Here is a 20,119-nt window from a genome sequence, read left to right as displayed (position 1 = left end):
CGCGCCGCGCGGCCCGTCGCCCCGGAAGAAGGCGGCGGATCTCGTTGCGGGCGCGCCCCTAGGCCCGCTCGTGCACCGCTTCCTCGGCCGCCAGCGGCTGGGGCAGGCGGCTGATCATTTCCTTCGGACAGACCTGCCAGAAGAGGTCGCGGGCGCGGTCCCAGTCGCGCAGCAGGCTCTCGGCGAAGGCCGAGTCCGTCTCGCGGGCGTGTTCGGCGATCAGCGAGCGCAGCACGCCTTCCCAATAGGGCGAGGCCAGGCGCTGCACGACGATGCTCTCGGGATTGTAGTTGGCCGAGAACCGGTCGTGCTGGTCGAGCACGAAGGCCATGCCGCCGGTCATGCCGGCCCCGAAGTTGCCGCCCGTCGGGCCCAGGATCACCACCTGGCCGCCGGTCATGTATTCGCAGCCGTTGGCGCCGCAGCCCTCGACCACCGTGGTGGCGCCCGAGTTGCGGACGGCGAAGCGCTCGCCGGCCTGGCCGGCCGCGAACAGGCGGCCCGAGGTGGCCCCGAACAGCACGGTGTTGCCGATCAGGGTGTTGGTCTCCGGCGCGGCCAGGCCGCGCGGCGGCTTGATGACGATCGTCGCGCCCGACAGGCCCTTGCCGACATAGTCGTTGGCCTCGCCGGTCAGCTCGATGCGCAGGCCTTGCACCGCGAAGGCGCCCAGGCTCTGGCCGGCCGAGCCCTTGAGCTGGACGGTCAGGTGGCCGGCCGGCAGGCCCTTCATGCCGAACTTGCGGACGATGTGGCTGGAGGTGCGGGTGCCGATGGTGCGGGCCGTGCTGCGGACCGTGTAGGTCAGCTGCATCTTCTCGCCGCGTTCCAGCAGCGGGGCGGCGTCGCGGACGATCTGAGCGTCCAGCGTGTCGGGCACCGCGTTGCGGCCCACGACCGTGTTGTACGGCTTGTTCTGGCCCGGATCGGCCCGAACCAGCAGCGGGTTCAAATCGAGGTCGTCGAGGTGCTCGCCGCCGCGGCTGACCTGCGCGAGCAGGTCGGTGCGGCCGACGATCTCCTGCAGGCTCTTGAAGCCCAGGCCGGCAAGGATCTCGCGCACTTCCTCGGCCACGAAGGTGAAGAGGTTCACGACCTTGTCCGGCGTGCCGGTGAACTTGGCGCGCAGGGCCTCGTCCTGGGTGCAGACGCCCACGGGGCAGGTGTTGGAGTGGCACTGGCGCACCATGATGCAGCCCATCGCCACCAGCGAGGCGGTGCCGATGCCGAACTCCTCGGCGCCCATCATCGCGGCGATGACCACGTCGCGGCCCGTGCGCATGCCGCCGTCGGCCCGCAGGACCACGGAGTGGCGCAGGTTGTTCAGCGTCAGCACCTGGTTGGCTTCCGACAGGCCCATCTCCCACGGACCGCCAGCGTACTTCACCGAGGTCTGGGGCGAGGCGCCCGTGCCGCCGACGCCGCCGGCGACCAGGATCACGTCGGCCTTGGCCTTGGCCACGCCGGCGGCGATGGCGCCGATGCCGGTGGCCGCGACCAGCTTCACCGTGACCCGCGCGATCGGGTTGATCTGCTTCAGGTCGTAGATGAGCTGGGCCAGGTCCTCGATCGAATAGATGTCGTGGTGCGGCGGCGGGCTGATCAGCATCACGCCCGGCGTCGAGTGACGCAGGCGGGCGATCATCTCGGTCACCTTGAAGCCGGGCAGCTGCCCGCCTTCGCCGGGCTTGGCGCCCTGGGCGACCTTGATCTCCAGCTCGACGCACTGGTTCAGATATTCGGCGGTGACGCCAAAGCGGCCCGAGGCCACCTGCTTGATGGCGCTGTTGGGGTTGTCGCCGTTGGGCAACGGCTTGTAGCGCGCGCTGTCCTCGCCGCCCTCGCCCGAGACCGAGCGGGCGCCGATGCGGTTCATGGCGATGTTCAGCGCGCCGTGCGCCTCGGGGCTCAGGGCCCCCAGGCTCATGCCCGGCGTGACGAAGCGCTTGCGGATCTCGTTGACGCTCTCGACGTCGTCGGTCGAGATCGGGTTGCGGTCCGAGCGCCAGTCCAGGAGGTCGCGCAGCTGGATCGGCTTCTGGGTGCGCAGGCCCGAGGACCAGCGGCGATACAGCTCGTAGTCGCCGGTGTCGCAGGCGCTCTGCAGGGTGTGCATGAGGCGCGCCTCGAAGGCGTGGGCCTCGCCTGAGCGGCGCGACTTGTAGAGGCCGCCGACCGGCAGGGTGACCGCCGACAGCGCCCAGGCCTTGCGATGCAGCTCGACCGTCTTGCTTTCGATGCCGGCCAGGCCGATGCCCGAGATGCGCGAGGGCATGCCGGGGAAGAACTCGGCGGCCATGGCGCGCGACAGGCCGACGGCTTCGAAGTTGTAGCCGCCGCGGTACGAGGAGATGACGCTGATGCCCATCTTGGAGATGATCTTCAGCAGGCCGCCCTCGATGGCGCCCTTGAAGTTCAGGCACACGTCGCGCAGCGACTTGTCGCCGGCCAGGCCGCGCTCCAGGCGGTCCTGGAAGCTTTCCTGGGCGAGATAGGCGTTGACCGCCGTGGCGCCGACGCCGACCAGCACCGCGAAATAGTGCGTGTCCAGGCACTCGGCCGAGCGGACGACCAGCGAGACGTAGGAGCGCAGGCCCTTGGCCACGAGGTGGGCGTGAACGCCGCCGGTGGCCAGGATCATCGGCAGGCCGACGCGTTCGGCGTCGCTGGCCTCGTCGGTCAGGACGATGGCGCCGCAGCCGCGCAGCACGGCGTCCTCGGCCTCGGCGCGGATGCGGTCGAGGTTGGCGCGCAGGGCGTCGCCGGCGCGGGCTTCCTCGGCCGGCAGCGGCATGGTGCAGTCGATGACCGCGACGTTCTTCTCGCCCAGCAGCTCGTGGATACGGATGTACATGCCGGTGGTCAGCACCGGGCTTTCCAGCACGTAGACGTCCGCCTGGGCCGCGTCCTGGGCCAGGATGTTGCCCAGGTTCTTGAAGCGGGTCTTCAGGCTCATGACGCCGGTCTCCCGCAGGGGGTCGATCGGCGGGTTGGTCACCTGGCTGAAGTTCTGGCGGAAGTAGTGGCTGAGCGGGCGGTACTTCTCCGACAGCACCGCCAGCGGGGTGTCGTCGCCCATCGAGCCGACGGCTTCCTTGCCGTCCTCGACCATCGGGGCGAGGATCATTTCCAGGTCTTCCAGCGAATAGCCGGCGGCGGCCTGGCGACGGGTCAGCTCCTCGCGGCCGTACTTGCGCGGCTCGGGACCCGGCGCGATCTCCTTTTCGAGATCGACCATGTTGCCCAGCCACTCGGTGTAGGGGTGGCGGCCGGCCAGTTCGTCGATGATCTCGTCTTCGCCGTAGAGCTTGCCCTCGCCCAGGTCGATGGCGATCATCCGGCCCGGCGCGATGGCCAGCTTGCGGGTGATGCGGCTTTCCTCGACGCCGCACATGCCCGCTTCCGAGCCCATGATCACCAGGCCGTCGTCGGTATAGGCCACGCGCAGCGGGCGCAGGCCCGAGCGGTCCTTGCCGGCCACGACCCAGCGACCGTCGGTGGCGCACAGGGCGGCCGGACCGTCCCACGGCTCCATCACGGCGTTGCAGTAGGAATAGAGCGCCTTGTGCTCGTCGCTCATGTTGGGGTTGGAAGCTTCCGGCACCAGCAGGGCCTTGGCCATCGGCGCGTCGCGGCCGGCGCGGACCAGCACCTCGAAGGTGTTGTCCAGGCTGGCGCTGTCCGAACCGCCCGGCTGGATCACCGGCTTCACGTCGTCCCCGAATTCACCGAAGGCGTCGGCCGCCATCTTGATCTCGTGGGACTTCATCCAGTTGATGTTGCCCTTGATCGTGTTGATCTCGCCATTGTGGGCGAGCATCCGGAAGGGCTGGGCCAGGCGCCACTGCGGGAAGGTGTTGGTCGAGTAGCGCTGGTGGAAGATCGCGACGGCCGCGGCGAAGCGCTCGTCCTTCAGGTCCGGATAGAACTCGTCGATCGACTCGGCCAGGAACATGCCCTTGTAGATCAGCGAGCGGGCCGAGAACGAGCAGATGTAGAAGTCGCTGATGTTCTGGGCGTGCACGCGCTTTTCGATGCGCTTGCGGCACAGGAACAGGGCGCGTTCCAGCGCCTCGCCCTCCAGGCCTGCCGGCGGGGCCAGCATGATCTGCTCGATTTCCGGACGCGTGGCGTTGGCCTTCTCGCCGATAACCGAGGTGTCGACGGGCACCTGGCGCCAGCCGTAGATGTAGAAGCCGAAACGCAGGGCTTCGGCCTCGACGATCGTGCGGCAGGTCTCCTGGGCGCCCAGGTCGGTGCGCGGCAGGAAGATCTGGCCGACGGCGATCGGACCCTGGCGCAGGGCGTGGCCGGTGCGGCGCACCTGGTCGACGAAGAAGTCCTGCGGGACGCTGACCAGCACGCCGGCGCCGTCGCCGGTCTTGCCGTCTGCGTCCACCGCACCGCGGTGCCACAGGGCCTTGAGGGCCTTGATCGCCAGTTCGACGACTTCGCGGCGCGGCTGGCCGTCGATGGCGCAGACCAGGCCCACGCCGCAGGCGTCGCGTTCCATCGACGGATCGTAGGCGTGGCCGTCGATCAGCGTCTGGCGGTTCTTCAGATAGAGGTCCATCTCGCTCATGGTCCTGGGCTCCTCTTTCTTATTCCGCCGCGATCAGCGCGGGCGCGCCGGCCTTGGCCTTCAGGTAACGGTGCATGGCGTCGGCGGCGTCGCGGCCGTCCTTGATCGCCCACACCACCAGCGAGGCGCCGCGAACGATGTCGCCGGCGGCGAACACGCCGTCGAGGTTGGTCATCTGGTTGCGGACGTCGGCCTTGACCGTGCCCCAGCGGGTGGTCTTGAGGTCCGGGGCCGACCAGGCCTGCGGCAGGTTCTCGGGCTCGAAGCCCAGGGCCTTGACCACCAGCTGGGCCGGACGGTCGAAGTCGCCGCCGGGGATCTCCTCGGGGCTGCGGCGGCCCGAGGCGTCCGGGGCGCCCAGGCGCATGCGGATGGCCTTCACGCCGGTCACCGCGTCGGCGTCGCCCGACAGGGCGCGCGGGGCGGCCAGCCATTCGAAGGTGACGCCTTCTTCCTCGGCGTTGGCCACTTCCCGGAGCGAGCCGGGCATGTTGGCCTTGTCGCGGCGATAGAGGCAGGTGACCGAGGTCGCGCCCTGGCGGATGGCCGTGCGCACGCAGTCCATGGCGGTGTCGCCGCCGCCGACCACGACCACGTCCTTGCCCTCGGCGTTCAGCTCGCCGCTGTCATAAGCCGGGACGTCGTCGCCCAGGGTCTTCTTGTTGGAGGCGATCAGGTAGTCGAGCGCGGGCACCACGCCCTTGTCGCCGCCGCCGGGCACGGCCAGGTCGCGCGCGGCGTAGACGCCGACGGCGATCAGCACCGCGTCGTGCCTGGCGCGCAGGTCTTCCAGGGTGGCGTCCTTGCCGACCTCGAAGCCGAGCTTGAACTCGACGCCGCCATCGGCCAGGCGCTGGGTGCGGCGCTCGACGACGTCCTTTTCCAGCTTGAAGCCGGGGATGCCGTAGATCAGCAGGCCGCCGGCGCGGTCGTGGCGGTCGTAGACGGTGACGGCGTAGCCCTGCTCGCGCAGCTTCTCGGCGGCGGCCAGGCCGGCGGGGCCGGCGCCGACGATGCCGACCGACTGGCCACGATCGGCGGCGGCGACGAGCGGCTTCACCCAGCCCATCTCCCAGGCCTTGTCGGTCAGGTAGCGTTCGACCGAGCCGATCGTCACGGTGCCGTGACCCGACTGCTCTATGACGCAGTTGCCTTCGCAGAGGCGGTCCTGCGGGCAGATGCGGCCGCAGACTTCCGGCATGGAGTTGGTGGCCTGCGACAGGGCGTAGGCCTCTTCCAGCCGGCCTTCGGCGGTCATCCGCAGCCAGTCGGGGATGTTGTTGTGAAGCGGGCAGTGGGTTTGGCAGTACGGCACGCCGCATTGCGAGCAGCGCGAGGCCTGCTCGGTCGCCTTGGCGTCGATGAAGTCGGCGTAGATCTCGTGAAAGTCGCCGTTACGCTCTTCGGCCGCCCGCTTTTCAGGCGTGCGACGCGCGACGGTCGTGAATTTCAACATGCGCTCGGCCATGCGCCTTCCCTCGCCCCCGCTGCCGGGGAAAAATTTGCTTGCGAGGGCCTCATACGGACTCTTCAGGGCAATAAGAATGCGGTGGTAAAATTAGTGTACGAATATATCCGTGACCTCGGCATGGTCATTGCGAAAGACTCGCAGATAGGCCCCAAATTGGTCCACTTTTTGGATAAACCTTTTCTTTACCGTGTCGGGCGCACGCCCGTTCCTGCTCGTAAGGGCCTGTTACACAAGGGAATGCTATGCCGGATTGGCTGATCGCGATCGTGCTGGGCCTGATCGAGGGCCTGACCGAGTTCATTCCCGTCTCGTCGACCGGGCACCTGCTGCTGGTCGGCCACTTCCTGGGCTTCCACAGCCCGGGCAACACCTTCCAGGTGCTGATCCAGCTGGGCGCGATCCTGGCCATCGTCAGCGTCTATTTCGGGCGCCTGTGGGGCCTGCTGACCACCCTGCCGACCAATCCGGGCTCGCGCCGCTTCGTGATCGGCATCCTGCTGGCATTCCTGCCGGCGGTGTTCATCGGCGTGCTGGCCCACGACTTCATCAAGACCGTGCTCTACGAGAGCCCGGCCCTGGTCTGCACCACCCTGATCGTCGGCGGCTTCATCCTGCTGGGTCTGGACCGCCTGAAGTTCGAGCCTAGGCACACCGACGTCGCCGACTATCCGCTGAAGACGGCCTTCATCATCGGCCTGTTCCAGTGCCTGGCCCTGGTGCCCGGCGTCTCGCGCTCGGGGGCGACGATCGCCGGCGCCCTGCTGCTGAAGTGCGACAAGCGCTCGGCCGCCGAGTTCAGCTTCTTCCTGGCCATGCCGACCATGGCCGGCGCCTTCGCCTACGACCTCTACAAGAACATCGACCAGCTCAGCACCAAGGACATGGGCATGATCGGCCTGGGCTTCGTGGCCGCGCTGGTCTCGGGCGTGTTCGTGGTCAAGACGGTGCTGAACTTCATCACCCGCCACGGCTTCGCGCCCTTCGCCTACTGGCGCATCGCCGTCGGCGTCGTCGGCCTGGCGCTGCTGTACATCCCGCGCTGATCCGTCCGGCGTGAGCCAAAGAAAAACCCCGCGCCGGGCGACCGGCGCGGGGTTTGTCGTTTCTGGCCGCTGGCGTGTCCTAGAACGCGCCGGCCGGGGTCGGGGCGTACTGGCCGCCCTTGCGGTATCGGTAGAGGTAGGACGGGACCACGGCCTCGACGGCGGTGGGCAGGATGCCGAGGTCGGCCAGGCCCTTGGCGCCCGGCGCCACGACGTTGTCGCCGGCCTTCAGCAGCGCGACCTGGTCGGTGGTCAGCGGCGGGGCCAGCGGCAGGAGCGAGGCCTGGATGTCGCCCAGCTTGCCCACCAGGCCCGCGATCGGCCAGGGCAGGGGCGCCAGGACGCGGGCGCGGCCGGTCTCGGTCAGCACCAGCTGCAGCAGTTCCTTGAACGTGTAGACGGCCGGGCCGCCCAGCTCGAAGGTCTGGCCCTCGGCGCCCGGCGTGGCGACGATCGTGGCGATGGCCGCGGCGACGTCGCCGACGAACACCGGCTGGAACTTGGTCTGGCCGCCGCCGACCAGCGGCAGGGCCGGGGCGGTCGCGGCCATCTGGCCGAACTTGTTGAAGAACTTGTCGTCCTGGCCGAACACGATCGACGGACGCACGATGGTGGCCGTCGGGAAGGCCGCGCGCACGGCGGCTTCGCCCTCGGCCTTGGTGCGGGCGTACTTGGCGGCCGAATCGGCGTCGGCTCCGATGGCCGAGACCTGCACCAGGCGCTTCACGCCGAGGGCGGCGGCCTGCTCGGCCACGGTCTTGGCGCCCATCGTGTGAAGGCTCTGGAACTGCTGGCGGCCGCTTTCCCAAAGCACGCCCACCAGGTTGACGGCCGCCTCGGCGCCGTCCAGCGCGCGGGCCACCGACGCCTCGTTGCGCACATTGGCCTGGATCACCTCGATCTGGCCGACATCGCCCAGCATGCGCAGGCGATAGGCCAGATTGGGCTGACGCACGGCCACGCGTACGCGGTAGCCCGACTTGGCGAGGGCGCGCACCACCTGGCTTCCAACGAAGCCCGAGCCGCCAAACACCGTGACCAGACCCTGCATCTTCCATTCCTCAGTCGCTGCGATGATGGGGGGATTAGACGAGCCTGGGGATGTTCGCAAGAAAAGTGAGAAATGCGATTGACGCCGCCAGAACCTTTGCATAAACGTCCCGGCCTCGCAGCGGCCCAACGGGTTGCGCCGCGGGCCCAGGTGGCGGAATTGGTAGACGCGCTGGCTTCAGGTGCCAGTGACCGAAAGGTCGTGGAGGTTCGAGTCCTCTCCTGGGCACCACCCCTCTCGCAAGCATGCGACGAGGCGGTGGCGCCAAGCTTTCCTTACAATAGATACTCCGTTCATCTGGCGTGCATCGCCGACGCTCCACTATAAGACGTCGGAGCGGCGCCGGTCGCGACGACGCCGACGCGTGGAGACGAGAGACACTTGGCCAGCTTTGTTCATGAAGGCGATCTGCCCGACGGCGTGTTCGCCGGGGCGACCGCGATCGCCATCGATTCGGAAACCATGGGCCTGCGCCTCGGGCGCGATCCGCTGTGCGTGGTTCAGCTGTCGTCGGGCGACGGCGACGCGCACGTAGTGCGCCTGGACCGCTCGACCTATCACGCGCCAAATCTGAAGAAGCTGCTGGCCGATCCGGCCGTGCTGAAGCTTTTTCACTTCGGTCGTTTCGACATCGCCATGTTCCTGCTGCATCTGGGCGTCATGACCGCGCCCGTGTACTGCACGAAGATCGCCTCCAAGCTCGCCCGCACCTATACCGACCGCCACGGCCTCAAGGACGTGACGCGCGAGCTGATGGGCGTGGAACTTTCCAAGGCCCAGCAGAGCTCGGACTGGGGCGCTGATTCGCTAAGCCCCGAGCAGGTGGCCTACGCCGCCTCGGACGTGCTGCATCTGCATGGCCTGCGCGAGCGTTTGAACGCCATGCTGGTGCGCGAGGGCCGCATGGCCCTGGCCCAGGCCGCCTTCGACTATCTGCCCCACCGCGCCGCGCTCGACCTGGCCGGCTGGGAAGACGTCGACATCTTCGCGCACGCGTAAGGGAGAAGAGCGGTGGCGGACGCAGCGATGAGAGGGGGCTTCAAGCGCGATCTGCGTCGCTGGCGCCGTCGCTCGCGCACGGTCCGCGCCGCGCGCCTGCTGCTGCCGGTGGCCATGATCGGCTTGCTGGGCGCGGCGAGCGGCCAGGTGGTCTGGCGCACCGTGACGGCCGCCGAGCGCGCGCCCGAGCGGCCCCAGGCCCAGATCCGCATGCTCAATCCGCGCTTTTTCGGCCAGTCTAGCGAGGGGCGGGCCTTCCTGATCACCGCCCGCTCGGCGGTTCGAGACGACGCCGACCTCAAGCGCGTGCTGCTCGACGATCCGACCCTGACGCTGGGCACCGACGAGCCCAAGCCCACGCGGGTCACCTCCAAGAACGGCGTCTATCGCGAGGACACCCTCAAGCTGGTGCTGCGCGGCGACGTGCGCATGGACGACGGGGGCGGCTATCGCTTCGCTTCGGACGAGGCTTTCGTCGACACCAAGACCGGCGTGATCACCGGTGAAACCCTGCTGCAGGGCGAAGGCCCCACAGGACAGGTGAAATCCAACGCTTATTCCGTATATGACAAGGGCGACCGCATCGTTTTCCGGGGCGGCGTGAAAACGCGCCTGGACCGCGTCGACGGCGACGGGAACTAGACAGGACGATGCGACAGATGAGGGCGAGGTCGATGAAACGAGCAATGGCGGTCGCTATCGCCGCGAGCCTCCTTGGCGGCCTGACGGCGGCTCCCGCCCTGGCGCAGAACAGCTCCAGCGCGCCGGTCGACATCTCGGCCGACGAGCAGGAGACCATCTCCAGCCAGTGCAAGACGATCTTCCGCGGCGCCGTCGAGGTGCTGCAGGAGACCTCGCGCCTGCGCGCCGCGAAGATGACCCTCTACAATCAGAAGAAGGCCAAGAGCAGCGACGGCGGCAGCGGCTGCGGCAATGTCGATCGCGTCGAGGCCGAGGGCGAGGTGTTCTACGTCACGCCCAAGCAGACCGTGCGTGGCGACCGGGCGACCTACGACTACGCCTCCAACACCATCGTGGTGACGGGCAACGTCATCGCCATCCAGGGCCAGGACGTGGCCCGCGGCGACCGCATGGTGGTCAACACCAAGACCAACGACGTGCGGATGGAATCGTCGACCAAGGGCGCGGGCAAGAAGAACCGCGTGCGCGCCGTGGTCTATCCGAACACCTCGGACGACGCCAACAAGCCCAAGCCCTGAGACCCCAGATGCAGTTCACCCCCCTGGGCGGCGGCTCGACCGAGGACGGTCTGTATGTCGACGGCGTCGGCAAGACCTTCGGCGACCGGCCTGTCGTCAAGAACGTCTCCCTGCGCCTCAAGCGCGGCGAGGTCGTCGGCCTGCTGGGCCCCAACGGCGCCGGCAAGACCACCACCTTCTACATGGTCACCGGCCTGATCGCCGCCGACTACGGCTCGATCTACCTGGACGGCGAGGACATCACGGCCCAGCCGATGTTCCAGCGCGCGCGCCTGGGCGTCGGCTACCTGCCGCAGGAAGCCTCGATCTTCCGGGGCATGACGGTCGAGCAGAACGTCATGGCCGTGGTCGAGATGCGCCAGAAGAACCAGCGCGTGGCGCGCGAGACGGTGACCAGCATCCTGGAAGAGTTGCGGATCACCCATATCCGCAAGTCTCCCGCCGTGGCCCTGTCGGGCGGCGAGCGTCGCCGCGTCGAAATCGCCCGCGCCCTGGCCAGCGAGCCGTCGTTCATGCTGCTGGACGAACCGTTCGCCGGTATCGACCCGCTGGCCATCTCCGACATCCGCGAGGTCGTGAACTACCTCAAGAACCGCGGCATCGGCATCCTGATCACCGACCACAACGTCCGCGAGACGCTGGACATGGTGGACCGGGCCTCGATCATCGCCGCCGGCGAGGTGCTGTTCGAGGGCTCGCCCAAGGAGATCGTCGAGAACCCCGAGGTGCGCCGGGTTTACCTGGGCGACAGCTTCGCCGACCGCGCTTAAACGGTTCGGACACGATTGTGGCGCGGCGCCAGGCCGCGTCGACCTCGAGAAAGGCCTTGCCCCGCAAGGCCTTTTTCTTTTTTCGCGGACGGATGGTCGCACCGGCCCGATATTTGCAGGCGTTCGCGCCCCGTTAACCAGACCGGCCTTTCAATGGCGATCGTAACTTCCGTTCGATTTGCCAGGAGGGCGCGTTGGCGCTCAGCCCCAGACTCGATATCCGGCAGGGCCAGGGCCTTGTCATCACGCCTCAGCTGCAGCAGGCGATCAAGCTTCTGCAGCTGTCGAACATCGAGCTGGAAGCCTTCGTGGAGGCCGAGCTCGAACGCAATCCGCTATTGCAGCGCGACGACAGCGACCGCGAGGTCGAGCGTGAGGGCGAGCCTGACCGCGCCGTCGAGAACCTCGGCATGGAAAGCATCTCCGACGCCGCGGCCACCCGCGAGATGGACACGCCCGGCGACGACGTCAGCCCCGGCGAGCGCGCCACCGGCGACGGCCAGGACCCCGGCGCCGAGCACGCTGGCGGCCAGATCGACTGGTCGCGCGCCGGCGGCGGCGGCAGCTTCGAGGGCGACGACAATTTCGAAGGCGCCCTGAACCGTCCCGAGACCCTGTCCGAGCACCTGAACGGCCAACTGCTGCTGGCCGGCCTGTCGCCCGCCGACGAGGCCATCGCCGCCATCCTGATCGACGCGGTCGACGCCGCCGGCTATCTGCGCGCCGATCTCTGGGAAATCGCCGAGCGGCTGGGCTGCGGCCTGGATCGCGTCGAGGGCGTGCTGAAGGTCGTCCAGGGCTTCGAGCCCTGCGGCGTGGCCGCCCGCGACGTGCGCGAGTGCCTGGAACTGCAGTTGCGCGACGCCAACCGCTACGACCCGGCCATCGCCGCCCTGCTCGACAATCTTGATCTGCTGGCGCGCCGCGAACTGGCCGCCCTTCGCAAGATCTGCGGCGTCGACGACGAGGACCTGCGCGAGATGATCGCCGAGGTCCGCGGCCTCACCCCCCGTCCGGGCGCGGCCTTCCACAGCGATCCGCCCCAGACCCTGGTGCCCGACGTGCATGTGCGCGAAGGCCTGGGCGGCATGTGGCACGTGGAGCTCAACACCGACACCCTGCCGCGCGTGCTGGTCGACCAGCGCTACCACGCCCGTGTCTCCAAGGGCGCGCGCAGCGACCAGGAAAAGACCTTCGTCTCCGACAGCTTCGCCAGCGCCAACTGGCTGGTCAAAAGCCTCGACCAGCGCGCCAAGACCATCCTCAAGGTGGCCAGCGAGATCGTGCGCCAGCAGGATGGCTTCCTGGCCTACGGCGTCGAGCACCTGCGGCCGCTGAACCTGAAGACCGTCGCCGACGCCATCGGCATGCACGAAAGTACGGTCAGCCGGGTCACCTCCAACAAGTACGTCTCAACCCCGCGCGGGGTGTTCGAGCTGAAGTTCTTCTTCACCTCGGCCATCCAGTCGTCGGAAGGCGGCGAGGCCCACTCGGCCGCCAGCGTGCGTCACAAGATCAAGGGCCTGGTCGACGCCGAGAAGACGGAAAGCGACGTCCATTCCGACGACCGCATCGTCGAGATCCTGAAAGCCGCCGGCGTCGACATCGCCCGCCGCACGGTGGCCAAGTATCGCGAGGCCATGCGCATTCCCTCGTCGGTCGAGCGCCGCCGCCAGATCAAGGAAAGCGCCTAGCCTCAGGCAGGCTTCCGGATAGCGGCGTTTTCGCGCAAGCGATTTCGCCTCCTCCTGCGTTATACCTGCTCTCGAAACAGGGCCGGGAATGAGCGACGAGAAGCTGTCAGACGTGATCGAGGGGTTCGGAGACGACCCGCGTCCCGTGCTGACCGTTGGCCAGATGCTGGAGGCCTTCGACAGCCGCGCCTTCGGGGCGACCCTGCTGGTGTTCGGCCTGCTCAACTGTTTGCCGCTGCCGCCTGGATCCTCGACGATTCTTTCGCTGCCGATCCTCTTGCTGGCGCCGCAGATCGCCTGGGGCTCAAATGCGCCCTGGCTGCCCCGCGGGCTGGTGGAAAAACCCCTTAAGCGCGACGACCTGAGGGGGCTTTTCCGCCGCATCACGCCGGTTCTGCGCCGCCTGGAAGTGGTCACCAGGCCAAGGCTGGGTTTCCTGTTCGCGGCCGGCGGCGAGCGCTTCATCGGCGTGGTCTGCACTTTGCTGGCCCTGGTGCTGGTGCTGCCGATTCCCCTTGGAAATCTGGCCCCTGGCGCGACCGTGGCCGTCCTGGCGCTGGCCCTGCTGCAGCGCGACGGCCTGCTGGCCCTGCTAGGCTACCTGATGGCGACCGCGAGCGCGGCGCTGCTGTTCCTCAGCGCCGGTGTCGTGACCGCCGCCGTCAAGAGGCTGATCGGGGTCTTTTCGGGACTCTTCTGAGGCCCTTTTGCTCCCGCTTGACACCGCCCCCAGACCGGCGCGTTGATAGGGCATGCAAGTCCAAATCTCCGGCAAGCATGTCGACGTTGGTGAGGCTCTGCGAGCGCGAGTCGCCGACGAAATCGCCCTGAGCATCGGCAAGTATTTCGACCGAGGCGGTGACGCCGACGTCGTGATCAGCAAGGAGGGCTACGCCTTCCGTGTCGATTGTTCGGTAAAGCTGGCTTCGGGCCAGCAGCTTCTGAGCCACGGCTCCGGCGGCGACGCCCACATGGCGTTCGACCAGGCCCTGGCCAAGATCGAGACGCGCATAAGGCGCTACAAGCGCCGCCTCAAGAGTCACACAGAGGCGGCCACCGCCAAGCAGGCCGAAAACGCCGCGTTCTACGTGCTGCGCGCCCCCGAGGACGAGCACGAGGACGAGGACTGGTCGATCGAGGAGGATCACCCCGCCGGCGCCCCGTCGGCCATGGTGATCGCCGAGACCCAGGCTTCGCTGAAGACGATGACCGTTTCCATGGCTGTCATGGAACTGGACTTGACCGAGTCCCAGGCAATCGTGTTTAGGAACGCCGCCCACGGCGGATTGTCGGTGGTCTACCGCCGGCCGGACGGAAATATCGGCTGGATCGACCCCGAGCGCACCAAGCCGCTGAACGGAAACGGCTCGACCTTGAGCTAGCTGGAGCCTAAGCGGTCCCGGCGCGTTTCGGGACCGCGGCGGCCGAGCTTTCGGCGGCCGGCATAGAGCGAGCTAGTTGAAGTCCATGACTATCGGCGATCTTCTGGACCACGGGGCGGTGACCCTGCGCGTCAGCGCCAAGGACAAGCGCCAGGTTCTCGGCCTCATCGCCGACTTCGCCGGCCGCGTGCTCGGCATCGATTCCGACAGCGCCCTTGACGGGCTGATCGAACGTGAAGCGGCCGGGTCGACAGGCGTGGGCCAGGGCGTCGCCCTGCCACATGCCCGCGTGCCGGGCCTGGATCGTGTTCGCGCCGTCTTCGTGCGCTTGGAGACGCCCGTCGCCTTCGACGCGCTGGACGACAAGCCGGTCGACCTGTTCCTGGCCCTGTTCGCCCCGCCCGAGGCCAACACCCAGCATCTGCGGGCGCTCGCCCGCGTCTCGCGCATGCTGCGCCAGCCCGAACTGCGCGAGCAGCTGCGCCAGGCCCGCTCGGCCGACGCCGTGCATGTGCTGCTGGCCCGCGAAACCGCGACCCCGACGGCGGCCTGAGGCCTTACATCACCTCGATCCTGTAGCTGCACCCGGCCAGCGTCCTGCCTGGGTGCGTGGTCACGGTCGAGACGTTTAGCGTGATGCGCGTCTGGGTGGTCAGGCCGTCGGCGGTCTCGGTCTTTTCCGATATCACCCGCTCGCCCATGAACTTGGCCGGCACGTCGATCGCCGGCTCGATCTTCAGCTGCGTGGCCAGCGGATGCGGGTCGGCTTCGTCGAGCACCGCCATCGGTCCCGAACTGTTGAAGGCGATCAGGCTGGTCGTCCGCCCGAACACCTCGATCGGCCTGGCCAGGCGATATTGCTTGAGCATGAAGTTGGGCGACTTCACCTCGGTCAGGCCGAAGTGCCTCCGCGCGTCGGCCCCTTCGGTCCCCGCGAGCCAGAAGGCGACGCTGTTGTAGGTGGGCACGTCATAGGTTTCGCAGGCGATCAGCTTGGCCAGGTCGACGGTCTTGGGATCGATCTCGTCGTCCTGGGCCAGGGCGGGGCTAGCGCAGGTCAAGGCAAGGGCCAGTCCGCCGACGATCAGCGTCTTGATCATGGGTACGCTCCTACTGGTGGACTAAGCATGGCCTCAGCGGGCGAAGATGCTCCGCGTCAGGCACGAGAAGACCAGGCGCCCGGCCTCGTCGAGCAGGTCCTGCTGGGCGATGACGATGCCCTTGCCCTCGCCCACGGGATCCTTGCCCATCACCGTCATGCGGCCGCGCAGCAATTCGCCGGGCGGCGGGTTGCGCAGCCAGCGCAGGGCGTCGACGCCGACCCGCTTGGTCTGGGGCCAGTCGGCCGAGGCTTCGCTGTCCAGGCGGGTCCAGATGGCGAAGACCATGGCGTCGGGCGCCCCCAACGACGGGTCCCAGCCGGGTTGGAAGGCGGCGATGAAGACGTCCAGCGCCTTCTCGTCCACCACCGTCGCGCCCAGCGTCACCACCTGGCCGATCTGGATATCGTCGAACGATGCGGGCACTCGGGGTTCTCCTGTCGAAGCGGATAAGCGACCTGACCACGGCGCCTTGAAGGTTGTCGAGAGCGCGCGCACGGGCCATGTGTCGGTCTGTACGTTTATCCCACAAGGTCGCCGATGCTGTTGCGCAGGTTGTTCGCCGCCGTCCTGGCCCCGCTGGCCCTCTTCGCCGCCGCCCCCGCGAGCGCCGAGGTGGTCAAGACCGGGCACCTGGAGGTGGAGCTGGTTTCGCAGGAAGCCGCCGCCGTTCCCGGCTCGACGGTGTTCGTGGCCCTGCGCCAGAAGATCCAGGCCCACTGGCACACCTACTGGCGCAATCCCGGCGACGCCGGCGACGCCACCAAGATCGTCTGGACCCTGCCGGCCGGCTGGACCGCCGGCGACATCGTCTGGCCGACGCCCGAGCGCGTGCGCGTCGGACCGCTGCAGGACTATGCCTACAGCGGCGAGGTGCTGCTGCCGGTGCCCATCACCGTGCCGGCCTCGGCCAAGCCGGGCCAGACCGTGACCCTGCAGGCGGCCGCCGCCTTCCTGGTCTGCGAAGAGATCTGCGTGCCCGAGGACGCGGTGGTGACCCTGTCGCTGCCCGTCGTCGCCGGACCCGCCAAGCCCGACCCCAAGTGGGGCGACACGGTCGGGAAGGTGCTGGCCGCCGCCCCCAAGCCCGCCGGCCTCAAGGCCACGTGGAAGAAAGACGGCGAGACCATCAGGCTCTCGGTGACGGGGGCCTCCCTGAGGGGCGCCGACTTCGCCGACGCCTATTTCTTCCCCTATTCTGGCAAGGCCATCGATCACGCCGCGCCGCAGGCGATCGAGCGCGGCGCCGAGGGCCTGACCCTGTCGCTGACCGCCGGCTTCGACTTCGGCCCCGAGGCGACCGAGGCGCCGACCGAGCTCTCCGGCGTGCTGGCCCTGAAGGGCCGCGCCTACGAGATCACCGCCACGCCCGGCGAGACGCCCGCAGGCTCTGTAGGGCTAGGCTCGCTTCCCGCGGCCGGCGCCGGTTCGACCGGCGGTTCGCAAGCGGCTGGCGGCGGCGACGCCTCCGGCCTGGCCGGCGGCCTGCCGGTCGCCCTGTTGTTCGCCTTTCTCGGCGGCCTGATCCTCAACCTGATGCCCTGCGTCTTCCCGGTGCTGTCGCTGAAGGCCGCCAGCCTGGCCGCCCACGCCCACGACGCCGGCAGGACCCGCGCCCAGGGCCTGGCGTTTCTCGCCGGGGTGGTGGCCACCTTCATCGCGCTTGCCGGCCTGCTGATCGCCGTGCGCGCGGGCGGCGAGGCCGTCGGATGGGGCTTCCAGCTGCAGTCGCCGGCGGTGGTCGCCGTGCTGGCTCTCCTGATGCTGCTGGTGGCGCTGAACCTGTCGGGCGTGTTCGAGGTCGGCGCCGCCGTCCAGGGCGCGGCGGGCGGCGTCTCGGCCGGTTCGGGACTGGCCGGCGCCTTCCTGACCGGGGCCCTGGCGGTGATCGTCGCGGCCCCCTGCACCGCGCCGTTCATGGCCGGCGCCCTCGGTTTCGCCCTGACCCAGCCGCCGGCCTTCGCCCTGTTGGTGTTCCTGGCCCTGGCCCTCGGCTTCGCCGCGCCCTTCGTGATCCTGGCCTTCGCGCCTGGCCTGCTGAAGAAGCTTCCCAGGCCCGGCGCCTGGATGGACGTGCTCAAGCACGCCCTGGCCTTCCCGATGTACGGCGCGGCCGCCTGGCTGGTCTGGGTGTTCAGCCAGCAGGCCGGCGGCGTCGCCCTGGCCCTCCTGCTGGCCGCCGCCGTGCTGGTGGCCTTCGCCGCCTGGGCCTATGGCCTGGGCGAGACCCGCCGGTTCGCAGGCAAGACCCCGCTGGTCGCCTTCGGCTTCGCCGTGGTGGGCCTGGCCGGCGGCGTCCTCCTGACGATTGGCGCCCTGAAGGCCCCAGTTCCCGCCGCCGGTCCGCAGACTGCCGAGGCGGCCGGTCCTGGCCTCGTCGCCGAACCCTGGAGCCCCGAGCGCGTCGCCGCCCTGCAAGCGCAGGGCAAGGTGGTGATGGTCGACTTCACCGCCGACTGGTGCGTGACCTGCAAGGTCAACGAGAAGACGGCCCTGGCCGGCCCGCGCCTGGCCGACGCCTTCAAGGCCCAGAACGCGGTGCTGCTGAAGGCCGACTGGACCAGGCGCGACGCAACCATCGCCGCAGCGCTCGCCGAGCACGGCCGCGCCGGCGTGCCGCTCTACCTGGTCTATCCCAAGGGCGCCGGCGCGCCGGTCATCCTGCCCCAGCTCCTGACCGAGGGCCTGGTGATCGAGGCGGTTGAGAAAGCGGCAAAGGGTTAGCGTCCCTGAGCGACTTCGCGTAGCAGTCGGATCGTCCGCGCCGACGCGAGCAGGACGATGGCGCCGTACCCCAGGGCGCTCATGCCGAACATTTCTGGAATTTCGTCGCGGGTTGCGCCGCCGACCCGGAAGCTCCCCACAGCTGTGATCCCCGCGAACAGCAGGAAGCGCCACAAAGAGTGCAGGCCCCTCAGCTCATAGCGTAACACGCGGCCGTCCAGTCCGTGCTCCACCCGGAACCAGCCCTGATCGAAGACGGCCGTGGCGTCGCGAAAATAGCGGCGTTTTGTCAGGAGCGGGACCTTGAATGTCACCCGACCGCCGGCCGCCAGCTCAGGCTGCTGCTCCTGCCTCTCGAGCAGCGCCGTCACCCGGTCGATGACGGTCTGATTTGCAGTGGTCGAGGCCAGCGGAACGGAGCCGCGCAAGGTCCACAGGAGGTCGAGCATGCTCCTGCACTACAACTGCAGGGGAGGCTGAACAACGGCGGTGCGCGATCGCGTCGCTACTTCTTCTTGCCGCCCCAGGGCAGGCGTTCCTTCACGCCGTCCATCGGCGTGCGGGTGGTGGTCACCGACGGCGGGGCGGCGATGACGGGCTTGGGAAGGGGATAGGCGCGCCAGCCGGTCTGGATCAGGGCCTCGAAGCCCTGGCAGCGCGGCATGACCCGCACCGCGCCGGTCCGGGGCCGGGCGAAGGGCGGGGGCTGGTTGACGGTCTGGCGGCGCGGATCGATGAACCGCCAGTCGCCGGGCAGGGCGTAGCCCCTCTCGCCGCCGGTCTTCACCGCCTGGTAGGCCAGGTTGGCCTGGAAGGGCTTGACGCCGTACCTCAGCATCGCGCGCAGGAAGATGGCGTCGGCCTCGGCCCGCTTTCCCGGCTCGCCCACCGCGTACAGCCAGTCGTGGACGATGGCGGCGCGGGCTGTCGGGCCCTGCGGGTCGATGAAGCCCTGGCCATACCACGGCACGCTGGCGAAGTCGGTGACATACCAGCGCGGCACGACGATGACCTTGCCGGTCTCGACGTCGCAATAGGGGAACTCCGCCTCCAGGGTGAAGAGCTTGCGGCCCTCCTTGGACTGGTTGAACAGCATCACCGGCTGCGGCGTCAGCGAGCTGGGCGGGGTCGGGGCGACCACCGGCACGAAGACGGTCGTCTCCTTGGTCGTCGTGCACGCGGCGACGGCCAAGGCCAGGGCGAGAGCGGCGACGAGCGAAAGCTTGGAGCGGAGGGTCATGATCGTGCTGGGCGGGGAGGAAACGGGGCGAGCGATGCCGTCTTCTGGCGGCCGAAATGCGGCGGATCAAGCGTCGTAGTGAAGCTTGGCCGTCCGCGACAAAGGATTGCGCGCCTCATGCGCTGTTCCACCGCAGGGCGATCCGTGAGAATGTCTCGCAAAGCCGGCTTTCGCCCTTCGGAGGTTCCTCATGATCACCCGTCGCCTGATCGTCGCCAGCGCCCCGCTGGTCGTGCTCGCGCCCAGCTTCGCCCTCGCCGCGCCCGCCCCGGCCTTCACCGCCAGGGACATCGACGGCAAGACCCGCTCGCTGGCCGAGTTCAAGGGCAAGACCGTCGTGCTCGAATGGGTCAACGAGGGCTGCCCCTATGTGAAGAAGCACTACTCGGGCAACATGCAGGGCCTGCAGCAGGCCGCCACGGCCGACGGCGTGGTCTGGCTCAGCGTGGCCTCGTCGGCCCCCGGCAAGCAGGGCTATTTCGCCGACGGCGCCCAGGCCAGGACCTGGATGAGCGCCAAGGGCGCCAAGCCGACCACCCTGCTGCTCGACCCCGACGGCGTGGTGGCCACCGCCTACAAGGCCAAGACCACCCCGCACATGTACGTCATCGATCCGGCCGGCCAGCTGGTCTACCAGGGCGCCATCGACGACAAGCCGTCCAACAAGGTCGAGGACATCGCCGGCGCCAAGAACTACGTCGCCGCCGCGCTCTCGGATTTGAAGGCCGGCCGCAAGGTCGCCGTGCCCGCCAGCCAGCCGTATGGCTGCGCGGTGAAGTACAAGGACGCTTAAGAGAGAACCTCTCCCCATGGGGAGAGGGAGGGGCCCGCGCCGATAGGCGT

At 68.6% G+C, this 20,119-nt stretch carries 18 protein-coding genes and 1 tRNA gene; 12 read left to right on the top strand and 7 right to left on the bottom strand.

The features are described from left to right. Positions 1-58: 58 nt before the first annotated feature. Together gltB and DDF67_RS17290 are read right to left on the bottom strand one after the other, a co-directional pair. Positions 59-4,582: a glutamate synthase large subunit gene (gene gltB / locus DDF67_RS17295; protein ID WP_109102088.1), complete on the bottom strand. Its 4,524-nt coding sequence runs from the start codon at positions 4,580-4,582 to the stop codon at positions 59-61. A 19-nt stretch (positions 4,583-4,601) separates the two neighbouring features. After that, positions 4,602-6,050 carry an NAD(P)-dependent oxidoreductase gene (locus DDF67_RS17290; RefSeq protein WP_109102087.1) on the bottom strand — a complete coding sequence of 483 codons (1,449 nt, stop codon included), beginning with the start codon at positions 6,048-6,050 and terminating at the stop codon, positions 4,602-4,604. A 245-nt stretch (positions 6,051-6,295) separates the two neighbouring features. Here DDF67_RS17290 and DDF67_RS17285 point away from each other — a divergent pair, with 245 nt between their 5' ends. Beyond that, positions 6,296-7,096 (top strand): undecaprenyl-diphosphate phosphatase, encoded by an 801-nt coding sequence (locus DDF67_RS17285; protein ID WP_109102086.1) that lies wholly within the window; start codon positions 6,296-6,298, stop codon positions 7,094-7,096. Between the two features lie 79 nt (positions 7,097-7,175). On the opposite strand, the gene DDF67_RS17280 is transcribed toward DDF67_RS17285, so the two are convergent. Next, a complete protein-coding gene (locus DDF67_RS17280; protein ID WP_109102085.1) occupies positions 7,176-8,147 on the bottom strand; it encodes a complex I NDUFA9 subunit family protein in 972 nt (323 codons plus the stop codon). Positions 8,148-8,291: 144 nt separating this feature from the next. Between DDF67_RS17280 and DDF67_RS17275 the strand changes: the two genes are divergently transcribed. The 9 genes from DDF67_RS17275 to ptsN all read left to right on the top strand — a co-directional run bounded on the left by DDF67_RS17275 (position 8,292) and on the right by ptsN (position 14,765). Beyond that, a tRNA-Leu gene (locus DDF67_RS17275) sits at positions 8,292-8,378 on the top strand. Positions 8,379-8,528: 150 nt separating this feature from the next. Then, positions 8,529-9,146 (top strand): ribonuclease D, encoded by a 618-nt coding sequence (locus DDF67_RS17270; protein ID WP_101720588.1) that lies wholly within the window; start codon positions 8,529-8,531, stop codon positions 9,144-9,146. Between the two features lie 12 nt (positions 9,147-9,158). Beyond that, a complete protein-coding gene (gene lptC, locus DDF67_RS17265; protein ID WP_233247685.1) occupies positions 9,159-9,788 on the top strand; it encodes an LPS export ABC transporter periplasmic protein LptC in 630 nt (209 codons plus the stop codon). 44 nt (positions 9,789-9,832) lie between these two features. Further along, entirely contained in the window at positions 9,833-10,366 is a 534-nt protein-coding gene (locus tag DDF67_RS17260; protein WP_233247684.1) for an LptA/OstA family protein, read from the top strand. Between the two features lie 8 nt (positions 10,367-10,374). Then, on the top strand, positions 10,375-11,136 hold the full coding sequence (gene lptB / locus DDF67_RS17255; RefSeq protein ID WP_109102082.1) for an LPS export ABC transporter ATP-binding protein: 762 nt from the start codon (positions 10,375-10,377) through the stop codon (positions 11,134-11,136). Positions 11,137-11,330: 194 nt separating this feature from the next. Next, a complete protein-coding gene (gene rpoN, locus DDF67_RS17250) occupies positions 11,331-12,830 on the top strand; it encodes an RNA polymerase factor sigma-54 (protein ID WP_109102081.1) in 1,500 nt (499 codons plus the stop codon). Positions 12,831-12,918: 88 nt separating this feature from the next. Beyond that, entirely contained in the window at positions 12,919-13,530 is a 612-nt protein-coding gene (locus tag DDF67_RS17245) for an exopolysaccharide biosynthesis protein (protein ID WP_109102080.1), read from the top strand. A gap of 52 nt (positions 13,531-13,582) precedes the next feature. Then, the gene (hpf, locus tag DDF67_RS17240) at positions 13,583-14,212 is read left to right on the top strand and encodes a ribosome hibernation-promoting factor, HPF/YfiA family (protein WP_058349026.1); all 630 of its coding nucleotides are present in this window, start codon (positions 13,583-13,585) and stop codon (positions 14,210-14,212) included. 85 nt (positions 14,213-14,297) lie between these two features. After that, complete coding sequence (ptsN, locus tag DDF67_RS17235; protein ID WP_109102079.1) at positions 14,298-14,765, top strand: PTS IIA-like nitrogen regulatory protein PtsN; 468 nt, start codon at positions 14,298-14,300, stop codon at positions 14,763-14,765. Between the two features lie 4 nt (positions 14,766-14,769). Here the strand turns inward: ptsN and DDF67_RS17230 are convergent, their stop codons facing one another. Beyond that, positions 14,770-15,312: a hypothetical protein gene (locus tag DDF67_RS17230; protein ID WP_109102078.1), complete on the bottom strand. Its 543-nt coding sequence runs from the start codon at positions 15,310-15,312 to the stop codon at positions 14,770-14,772. Positions 15,313-15,345: 33 nt separating this feature from the next. After that, positions 15,346-15,738 (bottom strand): hotdog family protein, encoded by a 393-nt coding sequence (locus DDF67_RS17225; protein WP_109102077.1) that lies wholly within the window; start codon positions 15,736-15,738, stop codon positions 15,346-15,348. Between the two features lie 114 nt (positions 15,739-15,852). Here DDF67_RS17225 and DDF67_RS17220 point away from each other — a divergent pair, with 114 nt between their 5' ends. Next, entirely contained in the window at positions 15,853-18,036 is a 2,184-nt protein-coding gene (locus tag DDF67_RS17220; RefSeq protein ID WP_109102076.1) for a protein-disulfide reductase DsbD family protein, read from the top strand. Here DDF67_RS17220 and DDF67_RS17215 read toward each other — a convergent pair. Next, positions 18,033-18,485: a hypothetical protein gene (locus DDF67_RS17215; RefSeq protein ID WP_109102075.1), complete on the bottom strand. Its 453-nt coding sequence runs from the start codon at positions 18,483-18,485 to the stop codon at positions 18,033-18,035. The two genes, DDF67_RS17220 and DDF67_RS17215, sit on opposite strands and share 4 nt — an antisense overlap. Positions 18,486-18,541: 56 nt before the next feature. Further along, positions 18,542-19,276, bottom strand: a complete 735-nt coding sequence (locus tag DDF67_RS17210) for a DUF1353 domain-containing protein (RefSeq protein WP_199229263.1) — start codon at positions 19,274-19,276, stop codon at positions 18,542-18,544. Between the two features lie 190 nt (positions 19,277-19,466). Between DDF67_RS17210 and DDF67_RS17205 the strand changes: the two genes are divergently transcribed. Further along, positions 19,467-20,069, top strand: coding sequence for a redoxin domain-containing protein (locus DDF67_RS17205; protein ID WP_109102074.1), 603 nt, complete (start codon positions 19,467-19,469; stop codon positions 20,067-20,069). Positions 20,070-20,119 lie beyond the last annotated feature (50 nt).

It is taken from the genome of Caulobacter endophyticus (genome assembly GCF_003116815.1).
Taxonomy (GTDB): domain Bacteria; phylum Pseudomonadota; class Alphaproteobacteria; order Caulobacterales; family Caulobacteraceae; genus Caulobacter; species Caulobacter endophyticus.
The sequence above is the reverse complement of the archived record's forward strand: the minus strand, read 5'-3'. Positions and strand labels throughout refer to the sequence as shown.

Bases quoted from the DNA above. Each gene is read 5' to 3' on its own strand.
- DDF67_RS17230 (WP_109102078.1), bottom strand. From the start codon at position 15,312: ATGATCAAGACGCTGATCGTCGGCGGACTGGCCCTTGCCTTGACCTGC.
- DDF67_RS17290 (WP_109102087.1), bottom strand. From the start codon at position 6,050: ATGGCCGAGCGCATGTTGAAATTCACGACCGTCGCGCGTCGCACGCCT.
- DDF67_RS17280 (WP_109102085.1), bottom strand. From the start codon at position 8,147: ATGCAGGGTCTGGTCACGGTGTTTGGCGGCTCGGGCTTCGTTGGAAGC.
- DDF67_RS17210 (WP_199229263.1), bottom strand. From the start codon at position 19,276: ATGACCCTCCGCTCCAAGCTTTCGCTCGTCGCCGCTCTCGCCCTGGCC.
- hpf (WP_058349026.1), top strand. From the start codon at position 13,583: ATGCAAGTCCAAATCTCCGGCAAGCATGTCGACGTTGGTGAGGCTCTG.
- DDF67_RS17260 (WP_233247684.1), top strand. From the start codon at position 9,833: ATGGCGGTCGCTATCGCCGCGAGCCTCCTTGGCGGCCTGACGGCGGCT.
- DDF67_RS17205 (WP_109102074.1), top strand. From the start codon at position 19,467: ATGATCACCCGTCGCCTGATCGTCGCCAGCGCCCCGCTGGTCGTGCTC.
- DDF67_RS17220 (WP_109102076.1), top strand. From the start codon at position 15,853: ATGCTGTTGCGCAGGTTGTTCGCCGCCGTCCTGGCCCCGCTGGCCCTC.
- DDF67_RS17285 (WP_109102086.1), top strand. From the start codon at position 6,296: ATGCCGGATTGGCTGATCGCGATCGTGCTGGGCCTGATCGAGGGCCTG.
- DDF67_RS17245 (WP_109102080.1), top strand. From the start codon at position 12,919: ATGAGCGACGAGAAGCTGTCAGACGTGATCGAGGGGTTCGGAGACGAC.
- DDF67_RS17215 (WP_109102075.1), bottom strand. From the start codon at position 18,485: ATGCTCGACCTCCTGTGGACCTTGCGCGGCTCCGTTCCGCTGGCCTCG.
- gltB (WP_109102088.1), bottom strand. From the start codon at position 4,582: ATGAGCGAGATGGACCTCTATCTGAAGAACCGCCAGACGCTGATCGAC.
- lptB (WP_109102082.1), top strand. From the start codon at position 10,375: ATGCAGTTCACCCCCCTGGGCGGCGGCTCGACCGAGGACGGTCTGTAT.
- ptsN (WP_109102079.1), top strand. From the start codon at position 14,298: ATGACTATCGGCGATCTTCTGGACCACGGGGCGGTGACCCTGCGCGTC.